A 20,550-nucleotide genomic window follows, 5' to 3' on the forward strand; every position below is an offset into this window, starting at 1 on the left:
ATTAAAAAAGCAGAAAAATGTGGATGTGATCAGCATATTCCTTTGATAGAATAAGAGAATCGAATTGGTAGATAAAATATTAAGAAATTCTTAAGAATTTTGCTTGGCAGATGTTAAGAAATTTTTTCTATGATAGAGACAGCGAAGAGAGAGAAAGCAGGTGGTTTTAAGGTGGAGAATGTCAATGTGCTCGTGGTGGATGATGAAAAAGAAATAAGAGATGCTATTGAAATATATCTTAAAAACGAAGGAATTACGGTGTTAAAAGCCAGTGATGGAATAGAGGCGTTGGAGATTTTAGTGGGAGAGACAGTTCATTTAATTTTAATGGATATTATGATGCCTAATTTAGATGGAATTTCGGCTACTTATAAAATTCGTGAGCAAAAAAATATTCCGATTATTATGCTGACAGCTAAAAGCGAGGATACAGATAAAATATTGGGATTACAAATAGGGGCAGATGATTATATCACCAAGCCATTTAATCCAATGGAGCTAGTTGCCCGAGTGAAATCGCAGTTGCGAAGATATGTAACACTTGGCACCTTTGATGGGGTGAAGAAAAAAATAGACCTTCATGGATTAACATTAGACCAGGAGGCGAAAGAAGTCGCCGTAAATGGAGAAAGTGTAAAGCTGACTCCGATTGAATATAAGATTGTTGTTTTGTTGATGAAAAACGCTGGCAGAGTATTCTCTATTGCGGAAATTTATGAAAGTGTTTGGAAAGAACCTGGATACAATGCCGAAAATACGGTAGCAGTACATATACGAAAAATACGTGAAAAAATTGAAGTGGATCCAAAAAATCCTCGCTTCTTAAAGGTGGTGTGGGGCATTGGCTACAAAATTGAGAAGTAAAGGCCTTTTTATTGTCTGGACACTGCTTATTACACTCGCGCTGAGTGGAATTGTATCTGTAGATATGTGGTTTAACCGTTATTTACACACGGATTTTTATCAAACATCGATATTTCAAGAAAGAATGCACTATTATAAGGATCTTCTAAGTGAAAATGAGTTATATTATATTCCGATTGAAGAGGCAAAGAAAAAAATAACCGTATCAGCTAAAGAAATAAATGAATATCGTTATTATTATGGTGATTTAAATGAACAAATTCAAAACATAAAAAGTCAGTATGAAGAGCAAATTCAGACCGCTAAAGAAACAGGAAGCTCAGAAGCAGAACAGCTATATACAGAAGAAAGAGATAAGAAAATCGCTGATATTACGAAAAATTTCCAAAGTGATGAATACGTAGAAGATAAGATTAAGAAAGAAAAAGCAAGACAATTAGATGAATACTATCAAGAATTACAGAATAGAGAATATGAGTATAAAGACTGGACTGATTCCTTCCTTTATTATTTTGAAAATAACAAAACAGGAGAAAAAGTAACAAATGTTAATCTTGCTCCGGGCGAAACAATTGAGAATAAGCTGAATCAGAAAAATACAAAATTTCTTGGCGATATCCATATAAATCCAAAGGATGAGTGGGAACAGCATTATATTTCTTTAGATTCTCCGTGGTATGAGTTTGGCGATCCCGATGCGGTTGCTATAGAAGTGTCTATTCTAAATAACATCAAGAAAAACATCGGCAGCTTTGAAGGAGTTATTGCTGTTCCTGACAATTTAAGTACTAAGAGTATGCTGCATAAAGACATGGATAATTATAAAACGCAACAAAAGCAAGTGATCTACTTTAGTGTTATTAGTATCATCAGCCTAGTTGCCAGCTGTATTCTCCTTTTAACTAAAAGAAGTATTTTAACACAATGGGAATACCCATTTTATAAGAAAATTCCAATTGATATCGGTATAATTTTTCTCCTTATAAGTTTAGCTGTTGCTATTATAGTTGTATGGGGAGTAAATGATCAAATAGTATTAAATTTATATAATGACGGCTCCTATTGGAAGGAAATTATTTTATTTGGCTGTTTAGCTTGGCTGTTTATATCCTTGTTCTTTATCCAAATGTCTCTATTATATAAGGAAATAGTAAAAGGCGATAAATCAATTTGGACAAAAACATTTGTTGGAAAATGTGTTAAAACAATCGGAAAACCAATGCTGCTATTATTTTCAAGTAGAAGTCCATTGACTAAATTAATCCTTTGTTTAATGATTGTTTTCGCGCTAGGATTTTGTTTAATGGCAGTGATTGTGGAACCATTTTTTGTGTTGTTCTTTCTTATTGCGGTCATAATTATCGGCATACCAGCCATCCATTATTTAGTGAAAAATGCAAAGTTTCTAGGTCAGTTAGTTCTATATACAAAGGAAATCAGGAGCGGTCGAAAAGTAAGTGACTTAGATATAAAAGCATCTAGTGAACTTTCAGCATTAGCAGAGACAATCAATACACTAAAAAATGGCGTGATTTATTCCCAAAATGCTCAAGAAAAAAGCGAACGCCTAAAAACAGAGTTAATTACGAATGTTAGTCATGATTTGCGAACACCTTTAACATCAATCATCAATTACACGGAATTATTGAAGAATAAAAATCTATCTGAGGAAGAAAAAGAGGGCTATCTAGGTATTATCGATCGGAAATCCCAACGATTAAAAGTACTAATTGATGATTTATTCGAGGTTTCGAAAATGGTCAGCGGCAATGTGGAATTAAAGAAGGAAAAAATAGACTTAGTGCAGCTTTTACAGCAAGCGTTAGGTGAATATGATGAAACAATTAAAGCGACAACACTTGATTTTCGTGTAACCAATCAAGAACCGTCGATTTATGCAACTGTAGATGGGCAGAAGCTTTGGAGAGTATTTGATAATTTAATAGGCAATATTTTGAAATATTCTTTAGAGCATTCACGTGTCTATATTTCCATTAAACTAGAAAAAGACCAAGCTATTTTGCAGTTTAAAAATATATCTAAGTATGAGCTTGACGATAATCTTGATGAATTATATGAGCGTTTTAAACGAGGGGATACATCGAGGCATACAGAAGGATCAGGTCTAGGACTTGCGATTGCGAAATCAATTATGGATCTACACCAAGGCATGATGAAAATCGAGACAGATGGCGATCTATTTAAGGTTACGCTCGCATTAAATCTAAGCGATTTGTAGTGAAAAGAAGTATGAATAAAAAACAAGCAGCCAAGCTGTATGCCTTAATATTTCCGATTACTCGCAATAAAAAGACAGCAACAAAAATAGTAATGGAAATGCTTCAGGCCGATGATAACCTAGGAGAGAAAGAATTAGCCCGCAAAGCAGTTAATAGAGCCATTGAAATGGTGAAAAAATAAATACGAAAAAATACTTTCTTTTCAACTAGAAAAGGAGGTATTTTTTCGTAGGAGAAATTTATGGTAAAATAATGGAAAGATTGCAAAAAATCGCAAAAAAAGAAGGGATGGGGGAAAGCAATTGACTCAAAATGCACAACCGCAATATGCGCCGCCTAAACATATTGTTTCGGCTGCTTCGATTGTCATCAATGAACAAAAGGAAATTTTATTAATCAAAGGACCCAAAAGAGGCTGGGAAATGCCAGGTGGCCAAGTGGAAGAGGGAGAGTCACTGAAAGCTGCAGCGATAAGAGAAACAAAAGAGGAATCAGGAATTGATATTGAAGTAATAAAATTTTGTGGAATCTTTCAAAATGTCAATGGTTCTATATGCAATACATTATTCTTAGCTAAACCGGTTGGCGGGGAATTTACTACATCACCAGAAAGTTTAGAAGTAGGATTTTTCCCTATTGAGGAAGCGCTCAACATGGTGAAATATAAGAATTTTAGACAAAGAATAGAATACTGTTTGGATGAGAAGAGCCAGCCTTTTTATGTGGAATTTTGAGAATGACATCGAAATAGATATAAATGGTGTCAAAATGCCCATATAAAAGGTGTATGGTTTACTCCTCGCAGGATCAAGAAATCCCACCGAGATTAAACCATTTGCCGAAATTCATTCTTTTGATCGTTTATTGAGTTATTTTCCATAAGATAATAATCGTTATTTCAGAAATTAGAAGTAGACGTTTACTTACATAAGGATTCACACACCTTTTTTGAGTGAACCTGCTTGAATAAGCGGATATTTAAAAAAAGCTGAACCATCAGGTATGGAAAAAGGGGAATTGATGATTTCCCTTTTTCTATACTGTATTTACAATAAACTATTATCTATTTACCTATAAAACAAACACAAAATAAGCTTCTTCTTGCTCGGTATCCTCGAAATATTTAATGCCCATATATTGAAAACCAATTTTGCCAAGTACATCTAAGGAAGCCTTGTTCGCAATACTTGCAGAAGCATTTATTTTTTGGATATTCCCTTGCTCTTTTGCGAAGGTTAAACAGGCAATGCCAGCTTCTGTAGCGTACCCTTTATTCCAATTAGGTTTGGAGAAATGGAAAATAAGCTCAGCTTGATCAACGGAATCTTCCATATTAAAGCCTGCTGCTCCAATAACTTGATTGGTTGCCAAATCAATAACACCATAAACGGAGAGTCCAAAATCTTCTTGGCATTGCTGATAAAAGTCAATAACTTGAGGCAGTAATGCAGAGGAAGTGCTGCCGCCACAATATTTCATTACTTCCTCATTTCCCCAAAATTGTTCACATGCATCTATATCTTCTTTTGTTAATAAACGAAAACCTAATCGCTCACTTGTAAAAAGTAAATCCACTATAAAAACTCCTTTAAAAAATTCTATTGTCATTATAATCATTTTAGCGTATGGGAACCAATTCATGCAAAAGTAAATAAAAATACCAGAAGACCGCACAAGTGAAGATATCATTGAACGAAAAATAGAGGATAGGAAAAGTCACGAGGATAACAGATTATATACAATTAGAAAGATAGAATGGGGAAAGGAATTTTATCCTTCTTTTAACGGTTAGCAAGCATCAAACTATTGGAGGGAATTAGATGGGAAATTTGCTGTTAAATCAGAAAGTTACAACCAAACCATCAAGTGGGCGATGAACTTCCACTTGATGGAAGTTTTGATTTATTATGAAGTTTCATATTTACTAATAGAACTTGTGATACTTTCAGCTAGTTGGGAACAGTCACCTTCAAACATGTGAAAAGTTAAGGAATGTAGTAAATGGTCGAATTGATTGTGTGGAGATTCTGCATTGCTTATTTCGGTAGACCAATTAATTTTAGGGATGGAAATAACAAACGAATCAGTTGTTTTCATGATGTATAATTTCGTATCTTTTAGTCCATGTTGGGCAATATCTTCTAATAAAGTAATCATTTCAACAACCTCCCCCTATTTTTATTTCCATTATACTCCTTTTTTTCGACGTTTTTTTCCAATAATAGAATATTTAATAAAATTGTTAAAGAATTGTTATTTTTGAAATAAAAAGAGCAAGGTTCATTTACCAGTTAGTAGACAAAAAGATATTGGGGAAGTAGAATTGCATTTTTATGTATTGCTTGGAGTGAAGAGGGAAGACTCCCTATGGGAAAAGGGAGTTTCAGTCTGAGACCCTGCAGTTTAGCAGGCAAATCGGGGTCATTCAGATTCAAAGAGATTAATAAATATACTTTACTCAAACTTTCATTTCCAAAATACAGGAGTTTGTCTACAGTTCGGGGTTGATTTTTATATGCTTTTTTCTTTTCATCGTAATGGATAATTAATTAGTTAAATCCCCATTATTTAAAAAATGGGATATTTTGGAAAAATGAAACGGTAAGAATTATCGTGAATATAGAACCAGCAGATGTTAATAAAACGATTTTGCGATTGTTTTGTTCTTTCGATGGCTTCAAAAACTCATATATTTGTATAGACCATATAGCTATTGCTGCTAATGCTATAATCAGGATAAAGGTACTATTCATATTTTTCACTCCCCAAGATAGTTTTTTATTATATAATTTATCATTCGTAGAAGAGATGACTGTCTTTTATACAGCTTATTACGTTTAGACCATTCTCGTCTTCATAAAAGTCATCCCCACCATGTTCTACGGATTTGATAGAAAAAAGGTTTCATTTTTTAGTGTCATGCTCGGCTATTGGGAAAACGTGTAAGTTGTAGGGAAGAGAAAGCACCAGAAATAAACTCTTGAAAAGGTTAATGTTTCAAACAATAGCAGACTGTTATATACTAATAGTTCATTATGTACGTTTTTTACCAGAATAAAAGGATAAGACTAATTAATGTTACGTAATATATTAGAAAAATCGGAGTTGATTTTATGAGTAAAGCAAAGGCTAAAGGTAAAGGCGGTACAGGCAGAGGAACAGATAAAAAAGGCTGGAATCGTTGGCAGGCTAGTGCCAATAAAGCAAAGAGTAACAAGCCTTATAAAAGCAAAGGGGTTAAGAATCGTAAAAATGCAGAAAATACTAGCAATCCTGCTTCAACCGAAAAAAATAACTAATCTCCATATTAAGAATTTTTTACTGAATAGATAAAGTAGCGATGCTTCCCTTAGGAAGGATCGCTTTGTTTTCTTGTCCAAGAAAGTTCTCTATTGGAAATGTTATAACCATTTTGCTTTAATAATATGTTTGACGGATAGCATCTCAATAATTCCTTCTTCAGAAGTAAAATGTCCGCCAAAAGGTAATAAAATAAAAGGAATTTCAAGTTTATTTGCTAAGGAATTTGAGATTTGCCAATCGATGATGCTATCAGTTCTGGATGAAATTAAAAAGGATGCTCCCAGGAAATGCTTGATTCTATCCAAATTTAATTCGTGCATATAGGGATCAAATTGTGGGAACGCTGTAATGGGTTCTGCAAATCCAGAAACAAAAATAGCCCCTTTAATTAGTACATTATTACGTGAAAGGTATCTTAAAAACGTAATAAAGCCTAAACTGTGGCAAATAAAATAAGCATCTTTCGGTTCTTTGATAGCTCTATCTAAGTCGAGATCCCATTGCGTAACATTTGCGATGGGTGCCATCCGTATAGTCCACTATTTGATATTAAAGGCGTTTTTTAAATCTAAGATAAAGTAGTGAAAAACAAAAAGAAAGAGGGGGGAAGTTATTCTGAGTGATATTACCTTCCAAAAACACGCCTGCATTGTTAATCAATATATCAAGCAAACCATTTTCTTGTTCAATGTTTTCTACAACGGAGAATATGGGAGTGGGGTATGAAACCTCAATACCCACTGTTTTAGCTTTAATATCTTCCTTTTCTAATAATGCTAATGCCTCAAGCCCCTTTTTCCATTTCTCAATCCTATTAAAATCTCATTCCTATTTTCCCTAATTGTCTATCTGTCTCAAAACCAATTCCTTTGTTATCGCCAGTTATTAATACTATTTTGGATTAATCCATAAAATATCCACCCTTAATCATTTTCTTAATCTGTTCCTGCAAAATGTATTCATGTCTCGTCTCGACTATTAACATGTGATCATGATATGAACTCTTTCATTTCTGATATATTAAATATAGTGAAAATGATTGGTACATGTAAATATGCTCATTTTTGTAACTTAATGAATGGGGTGGCATTATGGGATATAGGTTAAAAAAATAATGGAGAATACAGTGAAGAGGTTATAAGAGCTTATCCAATTGAGACGGCTTTACAGATTGTAGGTGAAAATGGAAAGGTATCAAAATCGATATATTATCCGAAAAAACAATCAGATTTAATGAACTTAAACGATTAATATCGGGAATATCACAAAGAATACTAACTTAGCAACTGCAAACTTTGCTGGATGTTACAATTTGTATGTATACTCTAAGATTAAAAGGCGGGATTCAATTCGTAATTGCTATTAGAGAATTAGTAGATAAGAATAAAAAGTAGAATGTCCAAAAAGAAACCAAAATAATTATTGACTGGACAGTCCAGAAAGTGATAAGATGGATTTGTCAGGAAGGGGAACTGTAATTATTTATTACAGAACCTTATTTTTTTGATATTTCTAGACTGAATAGTCAATAATAAAAAGAGAGGAAGATAATAATGGATAATCAAGCATTATCAGTAGAAGAAATCCGCGAAAGAGCACAGGAGATATTTAATAAACATCTAAAACATCTATCTAGTGGAGATATTAAATCATGGATCAATCTTTGGGCAGAAGGCGGGGTATTAGAATTTCCATATGCTCCGAAAGGCTATCCAGATATGCTGGTAGGGAAAGAGGATATTTATGATTATATGCAAAGTTTCCCTGAAAACTTTGAAGTAGAGTTTACAGATCCTATTTTTCATATAACAGAAGATCCTGAACTAGTTATTGCAGAGCTCAATTCTATTGGAAAGCAACGTGAAACAGGCAAACCATACAACCAAAAATATATTAGTGTAGTGGAAACAAAAGATGGATTTATTACTCGTTATAAGGATTACTGGAATCCACTAGTGTTCATTGATTCAATTGGAAGTTAAAATGAATTTGTTCCATTCCCTAAGTAACTCAATCCCAAATTAGATACGCATAATTTCTAAACCTATCTATTTCTTGACTGTACGTTCTAAAAAAGTTAGTATGATAGAAAAAAGGGGTTATCACTTTGGCAAGAAACAAGGAATTTGATACTACCCAAGTATTGCATAAAGCCATGGAGGTATTCGGTCATTATGGATATGAAGGGACTTCACTGCCACTACTAATTAAAGGACTTGGGATTGCACGGCAAAGTCTTTATGATACTTATGGTACCAAAAGGGACCTTTTTATTTCTGCAGTAAAACATTATATTAATGAAAAAACCGCTACGGTAATATCTTATTTGGAACATCCAGGATCAGTTAAAGAAGCAATAAGTAAAGTTTTTTATGAAGTGGTATACGTTTTAAAGGATGATGAAAAACGTAAAGAGTGCTTTATTTTGGATAGTGCAATCTCTCAAGTACCTCATGATAGGGAAATTGCGGAGTTTTTCAAAATGGATATAAGAAGGTTAGAAGAAGCTTTTTATAAATCACTAATACGTGGTCAAGAAAATGGGGAAATTGAGTTGCAAAAAGATATAGAAGCTCTGGCTAAGTATTTGAACCATTCTCGATATTCACTTACACAAGTTTCTAAATTATCATCTGATCCAAAGGTTTTAGATGATTTTGTTTCCATTGTATTATCAACATTGGACTAGGGTGAAGCTAATAAGGCTTCTTACATTGCGTTTATTATTGACCGTTTAGTCTAATATTAACATTTTTGACTTGTAGAATAAATTTGTGAAGTGAGACAGCTGCCCGGTTGTATCTAGTGCCTCACGTTGTGGTAATGTAATTAGAAGTACTTTTTAGAGAAAAATATATGATAATGTTAAATAATCAGGTAATTAATTTAATAAAGATATAACTTTTCCAAGGAATAATTGATCTTAATGGAATTGAAGTGCCAATTCTTAGTGAAGCCGTTCCATTCTTTACCGAAGTGTTAAACAAAGCTTCAATGTATATTAAAAAGCATGTGTAGAAGGCTCAGCATTTCTTCAATATGGCAGAAAGAAATAGAGCATTGTTTAATAGACTGATTCTGAACAAAAAGCTGTACCTAAACCAGCAGAAATTGGTACACTCTTTTAGCAATTTCAGCAACAGACGTTCAAAAACGTATACTTTCTTGAAAATATTCTCTGTGTAAGATAAGTCATATAGTCCAAACAACTTTTTACTACAAGGGGACTTGAAATCCAAATTGTAGGTACAGGGTAATTAAAAATCTTTAAACATTGTATATATATTTTATAGATTTATATTAATAACGTTCCCTAAATAAAAGTTAAGAAAGATAGAACAACCCAAGAAGATATTTTCACAGCTTTTCTGGGGTTTTCCGTTAGAGGGTTTTCGCTCTTTAACCATCGGAATTTTTAGTTTAAGAATCAAAAATAAAAAAGTCGATTCCTTAGAGTTCGGGAATTCGGCTTTTTTTAAGTTGAAGTTTGCTTAGTATACAAAATTTCCGAAATGTTAATAATTATCTAAATATAAAGTGAAAGTCCAGTATAGTTCTTATTTTATTTGGTTATTTGATAAGATTTTCTTGATTCTTCTGATTTTGTAAACAATAATTATTTAATACTCATTTGTTGTTAATTAACTTGAATCTAAAGTAATAACATTTCAAGATCAGAAAGCCAATTTATTTCAGGTGATGCGCCAAATCCATCAATCAGGTGTAATTTATTTAATCTTATCCTAATACTACGATCTAGAGTAATAAAAAAATAACATAGTGTATTACGCCAGAAGATATTTATAATTTCAGTTCTTCATTTATGATTGTTTAAAACCGATTATTCCAAATAGATTCATGGTGGTTAATAATATCAACTGCATTTAAAATGGAGCTGTTAATGGTGCTATGAGTGTTTTGATAAAGGAGATTCTGCTGAAATCCCAAGCTATAGGCTGCTCTGATAGTAGTATCAAGACAAAACTCCGTTTGTGCACCAGCAAAAATAAGCTGTTCGATTTTCTTGCTTTTTAAATAATCCAAAAGTTCTGTTTGGTAAAATGCATCCCATTTAGATTTTCTAATTATCTTATCAGTAGTGGATAACAATAGATTATGATGGAGGTTCCAATCGTCCTTCCCCTCATAAAGCTCGGACTGTTCATTTGGATCTGTATGTTAGATAAAGATAACCTGAATATCTTTTTCGTGTGCTTGATTGATTAGTATATTGATGTTTTTTACTAGTTGAATTCTATCGAATAAATAATTTTCACGATGGTTAAAGAAAATTTCTTGCATGTCGATGATAATAAGTGCCTGTCTCATATAATTACACTTTCTGTTCGTTTCTTTTAAAGTATAGCAAATCGAAAAGGAGCTGGACAAGGACATTTAAGATGGAAGCGATCTAATAGACTTAAAACTTTGGATGGTTTGAATTTTTTCTTGATCAAAAAGTCGGAATTAACGAATATTTATATTGAACTTATGATAGATTCGTCTATAATATAAAAGCGAACATATATTCGTTGAAAGGAGGGAGTTAGTAGTGAATACCTATATAAATAGTGCACTAAATCAAATAGAAATAGCTTTAAAAACAACAATCCAAATGGTTGAAGTTATTGAAGAGGCGGACTTACAGAAAAAGCCAGCAAGTAATAAGCGCTCGATAGGTGAGCTTTTAGAGCACATAGCCGTTATTTGTAAGGCTGATTTAATGATATCGAACGGTGCAAAACAAAAAGAGATGAATCAATATTATTCGAGTGTTGCATTATTAAGCATACAGGATGTCAAGAGTGCTATTGCAGAAAATTATAAAACTTTAAAAGATATTTATATGAATCTTACAGAAATAGAGTTACAAGAAAGGACTACAGCTTATTGGGGAGCGACCTATACAAGGTACGAGTGGTTGTTAGAAATAGTCGCACATATCTATCATCATAGAGCTCAATTACACACACTGCTTGTCTACTGTTATGGGAAAAACCTGAATATATCATTATTTGAGTAAGGAACTTCCATAGATACATACATTTTATTAATAGGGAGGAAGAAAGATGCCATACTGCAAAGTGAAAAATGCAAACATATATTACGAAGATATAGGAACTGGAATTCCCATTATCATGCTACATGGATTTACGCTAGATCATAGACTCATGAGTGGGTGTATGGAGCCTGTTTTTAGAGAGAAAGATGGATGGAGACGGATATATTTGGATTTACCTGGCATGGGGAAAACCATGGATTATGACTTAATAAGTAATTCCGATGAAATGTTAAAAGCAGTAGCAAGCTTTATAGAGACAAAGATTGCTAATCAACCTTTTCTGATTATAGGAGAATCCTATGGCGGCTACTTAACTAGAGGAATCATCAAGCTTTATAAAGAGCAAATATTAGGCGCAGCATTCATTTGCCCGATGATTTTACCAGATAAAGAAAAGAGAACACTTCCAGAACACACGATTGTTTATGCAGATAATGAATTTTTATCAATCTTAGTAGAAGAAGAACGTAACGATTTCAAAACCAATCAAGTAGTTTTAGATGAATACAATTGGATACGATATAAGGATGAAATTTTATCAGGATGCAATATAGCGAATACAGCATTTTTGAATAAAATTCAAAAGAACTACGGATTTTCCTTTCCAGTCGATGATGTCCTATTTCAAAAACCAACTGTCTTCTTACTAGGAAAACAAGATTCGGTAGTCGGATATCAAGATGCGTTTGCAATTTTAGGGAATTATCCCCGAGCAACATTTGCAATTTTAGATCGAGCCGGGCATAACTTGCAGATTGAACAGGCAAAGTTATTTACTGCGCTTATGAATGAATGGTTAGATAGGGTAGAAGAGGACATGTAGGAAAAAATAGTTTGATAGAATGGAAATAAAGTATAGTAAAAAAAGTAGTTATGTTTATGTAAAACTTAACTGCTTTTTATGTACTTACTTATTTTTTTTAGGTAAGAAATAATCCCCCCCTGATTGAAAAATAGTAGAAACGGGTAGAAAAACAGATAATATAAAAAAACAAAAGGAAGAAATCTGTAGAAAATGATACTCTAAGTGTACCACTCTTTAGAATATGACATATAATTTATGAAAAAGGTGATTTATATAAAACATTTTTGGAAGCCATTTACGTTTTTTGTGACAATCAGCCTCTTTATTATCTTTTTCCGATACACTGATATTTTTCAGGCGATTCGTGAAGGGGAGTTAAATTCAGTCACATCTTCATTTAAAGAGAATATTTCTTATGCACTTATTGTCAGTTTATTCCTTATGATTATTCAAAATAGCTTTACCGTTATTCCTTTAATTTTAGTAATTATCCTCAATTTTTACTCATTTGGCTTCATTTATGGCTTTCTATGGAGCTGGTTTTCTAGCATCATTTCTGCAATCATTATCTTCTTAGCCATTCGTTTTTGGTTCCAAGATTTTGTGATCAAAAAGGTGCAAAATCACCAAGAAATGTTAGATAAAATCGAACAAAAAGGGATGCGCTATGTGTTCTATGGAAGGGTTTTTCCGTTTTTTCCGACAAGTATTTTAAATATCATTGCTGGTATAAGCAAAATATCGATACGTCCTTTTACTATCGGTACAGCAATAGGTAATTTCTTTTACTTTTTTATCCTTGCGTTAATTCCTTATGGTGTATTCTCTACAGATATTAATCCATTAGCATTAATTGTAATTATTCTACTGATAACAGGGATTTTCTATTATTTCAGTAAAAAGAAGCCTTCCGTTATGGAAAGAGTAAAGGAAATAAGGAAAAGAGCATAAATTAATCTATCCGAAAGGTAGTTTGCTACTTTTCGGCTTTTTTAATTGAAAAAATATGAAACTATTTCCAATCAGCCTACGTATATAAAATAGAACAGCAAGTGAGGGAGGAATAAAGTATGTTTGGAATTATTATGTTGGTATTTGTGGCAATCGTCTTGGCTCAAATTTTTTCCCGCAAAGAAAAGACAAACAATATAAATGACCATCATTATCCGCCTTTTCAGGGAAATCCAGGAGATAGCTCACAAGCGTCTTTCTTTGATGGAGGAAATGACTGTGGATCCTCGTTTGATAGTGGAGGAAGCTGTGGGGGAGAATAAGAATAATATCGCTGGAATTTTCTATTTATAAAGAAAAATCGAAACTTTTCTGCAATATCAATCGTCCAATATATAAAAGAGGAATGAAAGGGGACAAAAAGGTTCACATGTTTATGGTGGTAACAATAATTGCTTTTATTTTTGCCTGTATTTGGGTTCTAATGGATACGATTTATTTTTCCAAGCCACCAAAACCTGAGGTATTATGGAAGAATAATAGAATTCCGACAACAATTGGTTCTAATTGCTGGCAAGGTTCATTAAAAGGATCTTGTGTTGATTATGTCTATGCATCTCCATGGGATATGGGGTTACAAAATGGTTCTGTGAAAGTGGAACCGAATTCAACGATTACCATCGATTTTAATAAAAAGCCATTAGCTGGATCTTTACAGGTTGCAGAAGTGTTTGAAGATGGAGAAGAGGAATTTATTAAAGTAGATAAAAATAAAATGACAGTGCCAGCCAAAAAAGGAACATATGTTTATATGATTTATGCTAAATGGGATCAAGGAAATCCCAATTATACGTTTTCTATTAGGGTCGAATAAGGTTGTCTAAACCTAGAGCTAGGGATAGACAGCCTATTTTATCGTGATGATACATATTTTATCTATAAAAAAGGAAGGGAAATGAATGAAAAATCATCCAATATTCAATTTGTTGATCACACTAGTGTTTTTAATACTATTTATTGCCAGTAAGAAGCTATTTGCCAATTACTTAGCAGCACTTATTATTTTTGGTGCCTTTTTTTGTATTTACTTAGGGCGGTCTATCCTTTCTTTAATCCGATATATTGATGAGAAGAAAACCAAGGATATTTCTGTCAAAAGCAAGCATAAATGAACAGGAAAACCAACAGTAATCCATGTATGCTATTTTTAAGGATGTGATGAATGTGACATGGTTGGAAGGGTTACAAAAGGCATTAATATATATCGAAAATAATTTGGAAGAAAAGCTTGAAATAGAAGCGATTGCGCGTGTCGCAAATGTTTCAATATTTCACTTTCAACGAACATTTACAATCCTTACGGAAATACCAGTGGGAGAGTATATTAGGCGACGCAGACTATCAATGGCTGGTCAAAGCTTGCTTCATTCAAGAGAAAAGATAATCGATATTGCATTAAGATATGGATATGATACACCAGAAGCATTTACGAAAGCATATCGCAGACAGCATGGAGTTACACCAAGTGAAACGAGACGAGGAATTGGTAGTCTAAAAATATACAATCCACTAGTCATTCAAGTACAGCTGAAAGGGGCAGAACCAATGAAAGTAAAAGTAGTGGAGAAAGAGGCATTTACGATTGTCGGGATGAAAAAATCTTATACTTTTAAGGAAGATGAAAATCTCCGTGAGATTCCAAAACTCTGGGATGAAGTTAATAAGAATGGAACAGTGAACGAGCTTCTGATGCTGACTAGGGGAGAAATTCCAGGTGTTCTTGGCGTTTGTGTAGAGGAGTCAGAAGCAGCGGGTAAGGATATGGATTACTGGATAGCGGTTGCAACAGAGGATAAATCTGAAAAATATGATCAGCTCGTTATTTCAGCATCCAAGTGGGCAGTTTTTGAGGTGCATGGACCAATGCCGCAAAGTATGCAGAAGGTTTGGAAGCAAATATATTCGGAATGGATGCCGTCCAGTGGTTATCAACAAGCAGGATTTATTTCCTTTGAACGCTATACAGATGATGATCCGTCAAGCGAAAATTGCTACTCTGAAATATGGATTCCAGTTAAATAACAAAAAGCGATGGAATGACTATGCGGGCATAGTGTCAAATTCCATCGTTTTTTTGATATTTAAGGATGATTGTTATAGGGGGGGATATGTCAGTTAAGAGAGAGGGATGCTAGACTTGGAGTATAGCAAGGAGATTCAGTATTTTAATAGATTGAAAACCATTTTATAGAGGAACCGAGGGGAAAGTGGTGTTCATAAAGGGGATGAACCCTATAATTTTGAGGAAGCAAGGGGAAAAATGCGTTCATAAAGGGAATGAACACCATTATTCAAAGAAACCGGGGAAAAAATACGTTCATAAAGGGAATGAACACCATTATTTAAAGAAACCGGGGAAAAAAGGTGTTCATAAAGGGGATGAACACCATTATTCAAAGGAACCAAGGGAAAAGTAGCGTTCAAAAGCACAGTAGTTTAGCCGACAAAACTAGATGCACCTCCATTGTTCCCGATCGGTGCATTTCCCTTTGCCTCCATGCACTACTCGTTATCTGTTGTAAAACTATTATTTGCTGATGCTTGCCGCCAGTATCTGTATTTGCTAATGCACTGGCATTAGTAGGAGCTTGTCCTAACATAGCTCTTTTCTCGGTTGGAGCGTCTCTATAAGATTCTTTCCCATGATGGATTAGCAGTAACCTTCGCAATCTGGCGAAAAAATAAACAAATAAGCATAGCGGAATAATATCAACAGCATAAAAAAGCAGCAACTAGAATTTCTCTAAATGGATGGAATCTAGTTGCTGCCTTTTTTCTGAAATCAATAATAGGGATAATATCCGTAAGTAGAATAAGCGGGATTATAGCCATATGGTTGTGAGTATGCTGGGAAATGCTGACCATAATTCCAATGGTGTTGAATAGCAGGGCTATGATGAAAAGGCGTATAAAATAGAGGGTTGCCTCCAGCAAAGCTAGCTGATGGTGTAACTGCACCAAGGGGGATAGCCCCGATTCCCACTGCGCCATGCCCCACGCCTGCAAAACCACCGGCTCCAACAGGACCAACTGCACCAATAGGACCAACGGCCCCAATATGTCTGTCAAAAGCTCGATTTTGAGTATTCATAAATGTTTCACCTCCTCCATTACTATATGTAAACGGAAATGATTGGCGCTTGTCTTTCTTTTATAAAAATAAAAAAGTATTGGATTCTTCCGAAAAGTGTGTGTATAATAAGAAAAAAATATAGGAAATCGTAGAAAAAGAGAGTAGCTGGTTGTAAAGCAATAGCGAATTAGGGATGGTGGAAGCCTAATGTGGAGCAAGCAGTGAAACGCACTTTGGAGATATCATGCTGAAAAGGTATAGCATGATCGGTAACAGGCCGTTAACTGATTTAAGTGGTTATGAAAATAACAATTAGAGTGGTACCGCGGGAATTATAAGCTCTCGCCTCTTCGTATGAAGGGGCGGGAGTTTTTTTATTTTATTAAAATATCTAATATAGAAAAGGAGAATATAGATGAACATCAAATCAGAACTAGCAAACGTATTAGCAACACAATTAGATGTAGAATTATCACCAGAAACGATTGAACAGTTATTGGAAAAACCGAAATATGATCATTTAGGAGATCTCGCTTTTCCTTGTTTTACACTTGCCAAAAAATTGCGGAAAGCACCTACGTTAATTGCGGAAGAGTTTTCTCAAAAGATAGAATCTCCGCTGATTGATCATGTCGAAGTGGTAGGAGCTTATATTAATATTTTTTTAAATCAGCAATTAATTGCCTCTAAAGTAATCAAGGAGGTTCTCGAACAAAAGGAGCATTATGGGGATTTACCTACGAATAAAGGAGTCATGACAATTGATTTGTCTTCACCTAATATTGCAAAGCCGTTTTCCATGGGGCATTTGCGTTCCACTGTTATCGGCAATGCTCTTGGCCTTATTGCCGAGAAAAATGGCTACACACCGATTCGTATTAATCATCTTGGTGATTGGGGGACCCAGTTTGGTAAATTAATCGTCGCCTATAAACGATGGGGAAACGAAGAGGAAGTGCAGAAGAATCCTATTAAAGAATTATTAAAGCTGTACGTGAAGTTTCATGAAAAAGCAGATGAAGACCCCTCGCTAAATGAAGAAGGGAGAAAATGGTTTAACTATCTAGAACAGGGAAATGAAGAAGCCATTAATCTTTGGAAATGGTTTCGAAAAGAATCGTTAGAAGAGTTTAATAAAATCTATCAACTATTAGGAATTACATTTGATTCAAATGATGGCGAAGCTTTTTTTAACGACAAGATGGGAAGGGTTGTCGAGTTATTAAAGGAGAAGCAGCTTTTAGTAGAATCAGAAGGGGCACAAGTAGTAGAGCTTGAAGACTTCCCACCGTGTTTAATCAAAAAGAGAGACGGTGCGACACTTTATGCCACACGGGATTTAGCTGCAGCGATCTATCGTCAAGAAAACTATCATTTTGTGAAAAGTTTATACGTAGTAGGAAATGAACAAACTCTCCATTTTAAGCAGCTATTTCAAGTGTTAGAGAAAATGGGCTATGATTGGGCAGAAGGGATGGCTCATATTCCATTTGGTATGATGCTGAAAGACGGCAAGAAGATGTCAACGAGAAAAGGGAAAGTTGTTTTATTAGAAGAAGTGCTTCAAGCAGCTATTCAATTAGCGGAGAAAAATATCGAAGAAAAAAACCCTTCTCTTGAAAATAAAGAAGAAGTGGCAAAACAAGTAGGAACAGGAGCAATTATCTTTCATGACTTAAAGCATTATCGCCTAACAGATATTGAGTTTTCTCTAGAAGATATGTTGAAGTTTGAAGGAGAAACAGGACCATATATCCAATACACACATGCAAGAGCCTGTTCCTTACTGCGGAAAGGTAATTTCTACCCACCAGCTAATATAGACCAATTACAATGGGATCAGCTAAGTTTTCCAATTGTAAAGCTTTTAATGGACTTTCCGACAATTGTGGAAAAGGCGATTGTGCAATATGATCCTTCTGAAGTGGCAAAGTACGTTATTGATTTAGCAAAAACATTTAATAAGTATTATGCGCATGTTCAAATTTTAGAGGAAAATAGCGGAAAAGAAGCGAGACTTTCTCTCGTATATGCTGTAACACTTGTTTTGAAAGAAGGCTTAAGATTACTAGGAATTGCCGCACCAGAGGCAATGTAATAGAAAGATAAACCCCTTGATTAAAGATGAATTATTTTGGCTAAAATGGGGAATAGGTCATTTAAAAGTACATTTGTCATAAAATGTTCACAGAATAGACATAATCCAAGCTGTTTTTTCTTTGAACGAAGTATCTCTATTTGATATGATGAAAGAGGTTAACACATTCAAAGTAGTGTTAACCTCTCTTTTTGCAAAACTGCAGAAATAAGGAAAGGAGATTTGAAATGATACATAAAAAGAAATTTTTATCTGGATTAGTAGCATTAGCGGCTGTCTTCTTTATAGCATTACCAGTCAGCGCCCATGTTACCGTGAATCCATCCCAGTCTACTACAGAGGCTTGGGAAACGTATACTGTAAGAATTCCAGTTGAAAAAGATGTGGATACAACAAAAGTGACGATTAAAATTCCAGATAATGTGGAGTTTAAAATGTATGAACCTGTCGATGGCTGGAAAACGACTACAACTACCGATGATAATGATAAAGTGGCAACTGTAACTTGGGAGGCAGAATCAGAAGAGACTGCGATTAAGGCTGGTCAATATCGCGACTTTACCTTTAGAGCACAAAATCCCAAAGAGCCTGGCGATATTGCATGGGATGCATTCCAGTACTATACAGATGGCAGCATTGTGGAATGGACTGGAGACAGTGATGCAGAACTGCCTCATTCTATCACTAGTATTGCTCAATCCAATGAAACGGTTGACAGTCATGGACATAGCACAAAAACGGATGATACAGCAGATGATCAACAGGAAGACAAAGATGCCGAGCATGCAAATGAAGGTACTAATATAAATACGATTTTATCGATTATCGCTATTGTTTTATCACTAGCTGCGATTGTAATAACTTTTATAAGAAAAAAATAAGAACTAGCTAAAGAGTTCATTCCTAAGGAAGAGATTAACTTCAAGGAATGGACTTTTTCTTTTTACTCTATAGTAAATTATTCCACTACAAGCTTATGAGAATTTAGCGAAATAGGTAGGGAGTGATTAACCACAGTATTATTTATATTCCACAAAATAAATAGTACATTACGAAATAGAAAAAAGGAATGATTATGCAAAATCCATTACGATTTATATCTAGTGTATATTTAGTACTTGTATCAGTTGGCTTAATTGCTCACGTTGAAATAATTACAGGAAAAAAGAAATGCGTGGAATAGCGTCCTGTTAACGGTGCTTGATGTGCCGCTGTATGTGTTCATACTTCACATAATTAATGTAATCATACATACAAATTCATACATTAAAATAGTAAAACGGTATAGCAGCACAATACAATACTATTATTTCTTATTACCATTAGGTTTATATATGTTATTAGTACTTTTACAACGGAAAGAATTTGTTTTCTGGTCGTAATTAACCTATCTGAAAGACTATAATATATTTTTTTCGAGGCCGTGCTTTTTTTATGTTTACTGTGCAGCAATTTACGGTTATTCTCTATGGGGATATTAAGCACCATACTATGCCCAATCGTGATTTTATTAGGTTTCTTTTTTCCCTTGCAAATAGGGAGAATAAAAACTATGAATTATTATTACCGGTATTAGAAAATGGATGTATGCCTGTTTCAAAAGGGCTCATATATACGCTTATCCTAAATTTTCAGGATTGTCCACATATAAGGCTGCAATGTAACCGCAGTGACAACAATATTCTGCCGATATTGGAGAAGGTTTCTTTCCAAGGTTTTTTCGGGATACATATGAACTTGACCAACAGTAGCTGCCATTACCCCTTTTTTTATTTCATCGCTGTTGCATTTCGGGCATATATCATTTTTTTCATACGAGAGTCCTCCTTGTTAATGTTGTCTCTATATTTTCATTGTAACATAGTAAATTCCTTCCTGAAAAATATCAAATTTACAAAAAGGTTGCTATCATAAATATTAGTGGAACTAGATCAAATTATCCGATGCTATCCAGAGCCTATGAGATATTCTCGATTTTATTAGTAAAAACAGTTGGATTTAGTGAATTCAATGAATGATAAGATAAAAAGGGTATGCCGTTTCTAAAAGGTTCAATGTTGTTTAAAGATGAGAAATTAAGCTATAATGAAACAA

At 34.1% G+C, this 20,550-nt stretch carries 22 protein-coding genes, 2 pseudogenes and 1 other annotated feature; of the genes and pseudogenes, 18 read left to right on the forward strand and 6 right to left on the reverse strand.

Translation table 11 applies throughout. The features are described from left to right. The first annotated feature begins 171 nt into the window (after nucleotides 1-171). From NSQ89_RS08040 to NSQ89_RS25340, 5 genes and pseudogenes are all read left to right on the forward strand, one after another. Entirely contained in the window at nucleotides 172-864 is a 693-nt protein-coding gene (locus tag NSQ89_RS08040; protein ID WP_047940291.1) for a response regulator transcription factor, read from the forward strand. Next, nucleotides 842-3,103, forward strand: coding sequence for a histidine kinase dimerization/phospho-acceptor domain-containing protein (locus NSQ89_RS08045; RefSeq protein ID WP_341132446.1), 2,262 nt, complete (start codon nucleotides 842-844; stop codon nucleotides 3,101-3,103). Before NSQ89_RS08040 ends, NSQ89_RS08045 begins: the two co-directional genes overlap by 23 nt. A gap of 11 nt (nucleotides 3,104-3,114) precedes the next feature. Beyond that, nucleotides 3,115-3,285: a hypothetical protein gene (locus NSQ89_RS08050; RefSeq protein WP_156485459.1), complete on the forward strand. Its 171-nt coding sequence runs from the start codon at nucleotides 3,115-3,117 to the stop codon at nucleotides 3,283-3,285. A gap of 121 nt (nucleotides 3,286-3,406) precedes the next feature. Next, on the forward strand, nucleotides 3,407-3,838 hold the full coding sequence (locus NSQ89_RS08055; protein WP_341132447.1) for an NUDIX hydrolase: 432 nt from the start codon (nucleotides 3,407-3,409) through the stop codon (nucleotides 3,836-3,838). Between the two features lie 27 nt (nucleotides 3,839-3,865). Beyond that, nucleotides 3,866-3,986: pseudogene (locus NSQ89_RS25340) on the forward strand (HAD family hydrolase); the annotation flags it as partial. Nucleotides 3,987-4,175: 189 nt separating this feature from the next. On the opposite strand, the gene NSQ89_RS08060 reads toward NSQ89_RS25340, so the two are convergent. The 3 genes from NSQ89_RS08060 to NSQ89_RS08070 form a co-directional block, all read right to left on the reverse strand. Further along, nucleotides 4,176-4,679 carry a GNAT family N-acetyltransferase gene (locus tag NSQ89_RS08060; protein ID WP_061800545.1) on the reverse strand — a complete coding sequence of 168 codons (504 nt, stop codon included), beginning with the start codon at nucleotides 4,677-4,679 and terminating at the stop codon, nucleotides 4,176-4,178. Between the two features lie 330 nt (nucleotides 4,680-5,009). Next, on the reverse strand, nucleotides 5,010-5,261 hold the full coding sequence (locus NSQ89_RS08065; protein ID WP_047940201.1) for a YueH family protein: 252 nt from the start codon (nucleotides 5,259-5,261) through the stop codon (nucleotides 5,010-5,012). Nucleotides 5,262-5,668: 407 nt separating this feature from the next. Then, nucleotides 5,669-5,857 (reverse strand): hypothetical protein, encoded by a 189-nt coding sequence (locus tag NSQ89_RS08070; protein WP_341132448.1) that lies wholly within the window; start codon nucleotides 5,855-5,857, stop codon nucleotides 5,669-5,671. A gap of 360 nt (nucleotides 5,858-6,217) precedes the next feature. On the opposite strand from NSQ89_RS08070, the gene NSQ89_RS08075 reads away from it, so the two are divergent. Then, nucleotides 6,218-6,403: a DUF3934 family protein gene (locus tag NSQ89_RS08075; protein ID WP_047940202.1), complete on the forward strand. Its 186-nt coding sequence runs from the start codon at nucleotides 6,218-6,220 to the stop codon at nucleotides 6,401-6,403. A 102-nt stretch (nucleotides 6,404-6,505) separates the two neighbouring features. Here the strand turns inward: NSQ89_RS08075 and NSQ89_RS08080 are convergent, their stop codons facing one another. Then, on the reverse strand, nucleotides 6,506-6,934 hold the full coding sequence (locus NSQ89_RS08080) for an RBBP9/YdeN family alpha/beta hydrolase (protein WP_341132449.1): 429 nt from the start codon (nucleotides 6,932-6,934) through the stop codon (nucleotides 6,506-6,508). A gap of 696 nt (nucleotides 6,935-7,630) precedes the next feature. Between NSQ89_RS08080 and NSQ89_RS08085 the strand changes: the two genes are divergently transcribed. The 3 genes from NSQ89_RS08085 (at nucleotide 7,631) to NSQ89_RS08095 (ending at nucleotide 9,096) form a co-directional block, all read left to right on the forward strand. Next, nucleotides 7,631-7,690 carry a hypothetical protein gene (locus tag NSQ89_RS08085; RefSeq protein ID WP_235850400.1) on the forward strand — a complete coding sequence of 20 codons (60 nt, stop codon included), beginning with the start codon at nucleotides 7,631-7,633 and terminating at the stop codon, nucleotides 7,688-7,690. A 270-nt stretch (nucleotides 7,691-7,960) separates the two neighbouring features. Then, nucleotides 7,961-8,389, forward strand: a complete 429-nt coding sequence (locus NSQ89_RS08090) for a nuclear transport factor 2 family protein (protein WP_095321384.1) — start codon at nucleotides 7,961-7,963, stop codon at nucleotides 8,387-8,389. A 125-nt stretch (nucleotides 8,390-8,514) separates the two neighbouring features. Continuing rightward, on the forward strand, nucleotides 8,515-9,096 hold the full coding sequence (locus NSQ89_RS08095) for a TetR/AcrR family transcriptional regulator (protein WP_095321385.1): 582 nt from the start codon (nucleotides 8,515-8,517) through the stop codon (nucleotides 9,094-9,096). 1,142 nt (nucleotides 9,097-10,238) lie between these two features. Here NSQ89_RS08095 and NSQ89_RS08100 read toward each other — a convergent pair. Next, nucleotides 10,239-10,736, reverse strand: a pseudogene (locus NSQ89_RS08100) (isochorismatase family protein). Nucleotides 10,737-10,959: 223 nt separating this feature from the next. Between NSQ89_RS08100 and NSQ89_RS08105 the strand changes: the two are divergent. From NSQ89_RS08105 to NSQ89_RS08135, 7 genes are all read left to right on the forward strand, one after another. Further along, nucleotides 10,960-11,430, forward strand: coding sequence for a DinB family protein (locus NSQ89_RS08105; protein ID WP_144581316.1), 471 nt, complete (start codon nucleotides 10,960-10,962; stop codon nucleotides 11,428-11,430). A gap of 46 nt (nucleotides 11,431-11,476) precedes the next feature. Next, complete coding sequence (locus NSQ89_RS08110) at nucleotides 11,477-12,292, forward strand: alpha/beta fold hydrolase (protein WP_341132450.1); 816 nt, start codon at nucleotides 11,477-11,479, stop codon at nucleotides 12,290-12,292. A gap of 237 nt (nucleotides 12,293-12,529) precedes the next feature. After that, the gene (locus tag NSQ89_RS08115) at nucleotides 12,530-13,225 is read left to right on the forward strand and encodes a TVP38/TMEM64 family protein (protein ID WP_341132451.1); all 696 of its coding nucleotides are present in this window, start codon (nucleotides 12,530-12,532) and stop codon (nucleotides 13,223-13,225) included. Nucleotides 13,226-13,344: 119 nt separating this feature from the next. Then, on the forward strand, nucleotides 13,345-13,548 hold the full coding sequence (locus NSQ89_RS08120; protein WP_341132452.1) for a hypothetical protein: 204 nt from the start codon (nucleotides 13,345-13,347) through the stop codon (nucleotides 13,546-13,548). An 83-nt stretch (nucleotides 13,549-13,631) separates the two neighbouring features. Then, a complete protein-coding gene (locus NSQ89_RS08125; RefSeq protein WP_142300779.1) occupies nucleotides 13,632-14,099 on the forward strand; it encodes a hypothetical protein in 468 nt (155 codons plus the stop codon). 85 nt (nucleotides 14,100-14,184) lie between these two features. Beyond that, nucleotides 14,185-14,397: a hypothetical protein gene (locus tag NSQ89_RS08130; RefSeq protein WP_047940209.1), complete on the forward strand. Its 213-nt coding sequence runs from the start codon at nucleotides 14,185-14,187 to the stop codon at nucleotides 14,395-14,397. Nucleotides 14,398-14,443: 46 nt separating this feature from the next. Continuing rightward, nucleotides 14,444-15,307: an AraC family transcriptional regulator gene (locus NSQ89_RS08135; protein WP_328587746.1), complete on the forward strand. Its 864-nt coding sequence runs from the start codon at nucleotides 14,444-14,446 to the stop codon at nucleotides 15,305-15,307. A gap of 760 nt (nucleotides 15,308-16,067) precedes the next feature. On the opposite strand, the gene NSQ89_RS08140 is transcribed toward NSQ89_RS08135, so the two are convergent. Continuing rightward, on the reverse strand, nucleotides 16,068-16,376 hold the full coding sequence (locus tag NSQ89_RS08140; RefSeq protein WP_061800535.1) for a hypothetical protein: 309 nt from the start codon (nucleotides 16,374-16,376) through the stop codon (nucleotides 16,068-16,070). 122 nt (nucleotides 16,377-16,498) lie between these two features. Then, nucleotides 16,499-16,711: a binding site (T-box leader), on the forward strand. Nucleotides 16,712-16,773: 62 nt separating this feature from the next. On the opposite strand from NSQ89_RS08140, the gene argS reads away from it, so the two are divergent. Together argS and NSQ89_RS08150 are read left to right on the forward strand one after the other, a co-directional pair. Then, nucleotides 16,774-18,456: an arginine--tRNA ligase gene (argS, locus tag NSQ89_RS08145; protein WP_095257446.1), complete on the forward strand. Its 1,683-nt coding sequence runs from the start codon at nucleotides 16,774-16,776 to the stop codon at nucleotides 18,454-18,456. A gap of 227 nt (nucleotides 18,457-18,683) precedes the next feature. Further along, nucleotides 18,684-19,337: a YcnI family copper-binding membrane protein gene (locus NSQ89_RS08150; RefSeq protein WP_341132453.1), complete on the forward strand. Its 654-nt coding sequence runs from the start codon at nucleotides 18,684-18,686 to the stop codon at nucleotides 19,335-19,337. Nucleotides 19,338-20,550: the final 1,213 nt, after the last annotated feature.

Source organism: Niallia sp. FSL R7-0648, assembly GCF_038007005.1.
In the GTDB taxonomy this organism is placed as follows: Bacteria; Bacillota; Bacilli; order Bacillales; family Cytobacillaceae; genus Niallia; species Niallia circulans.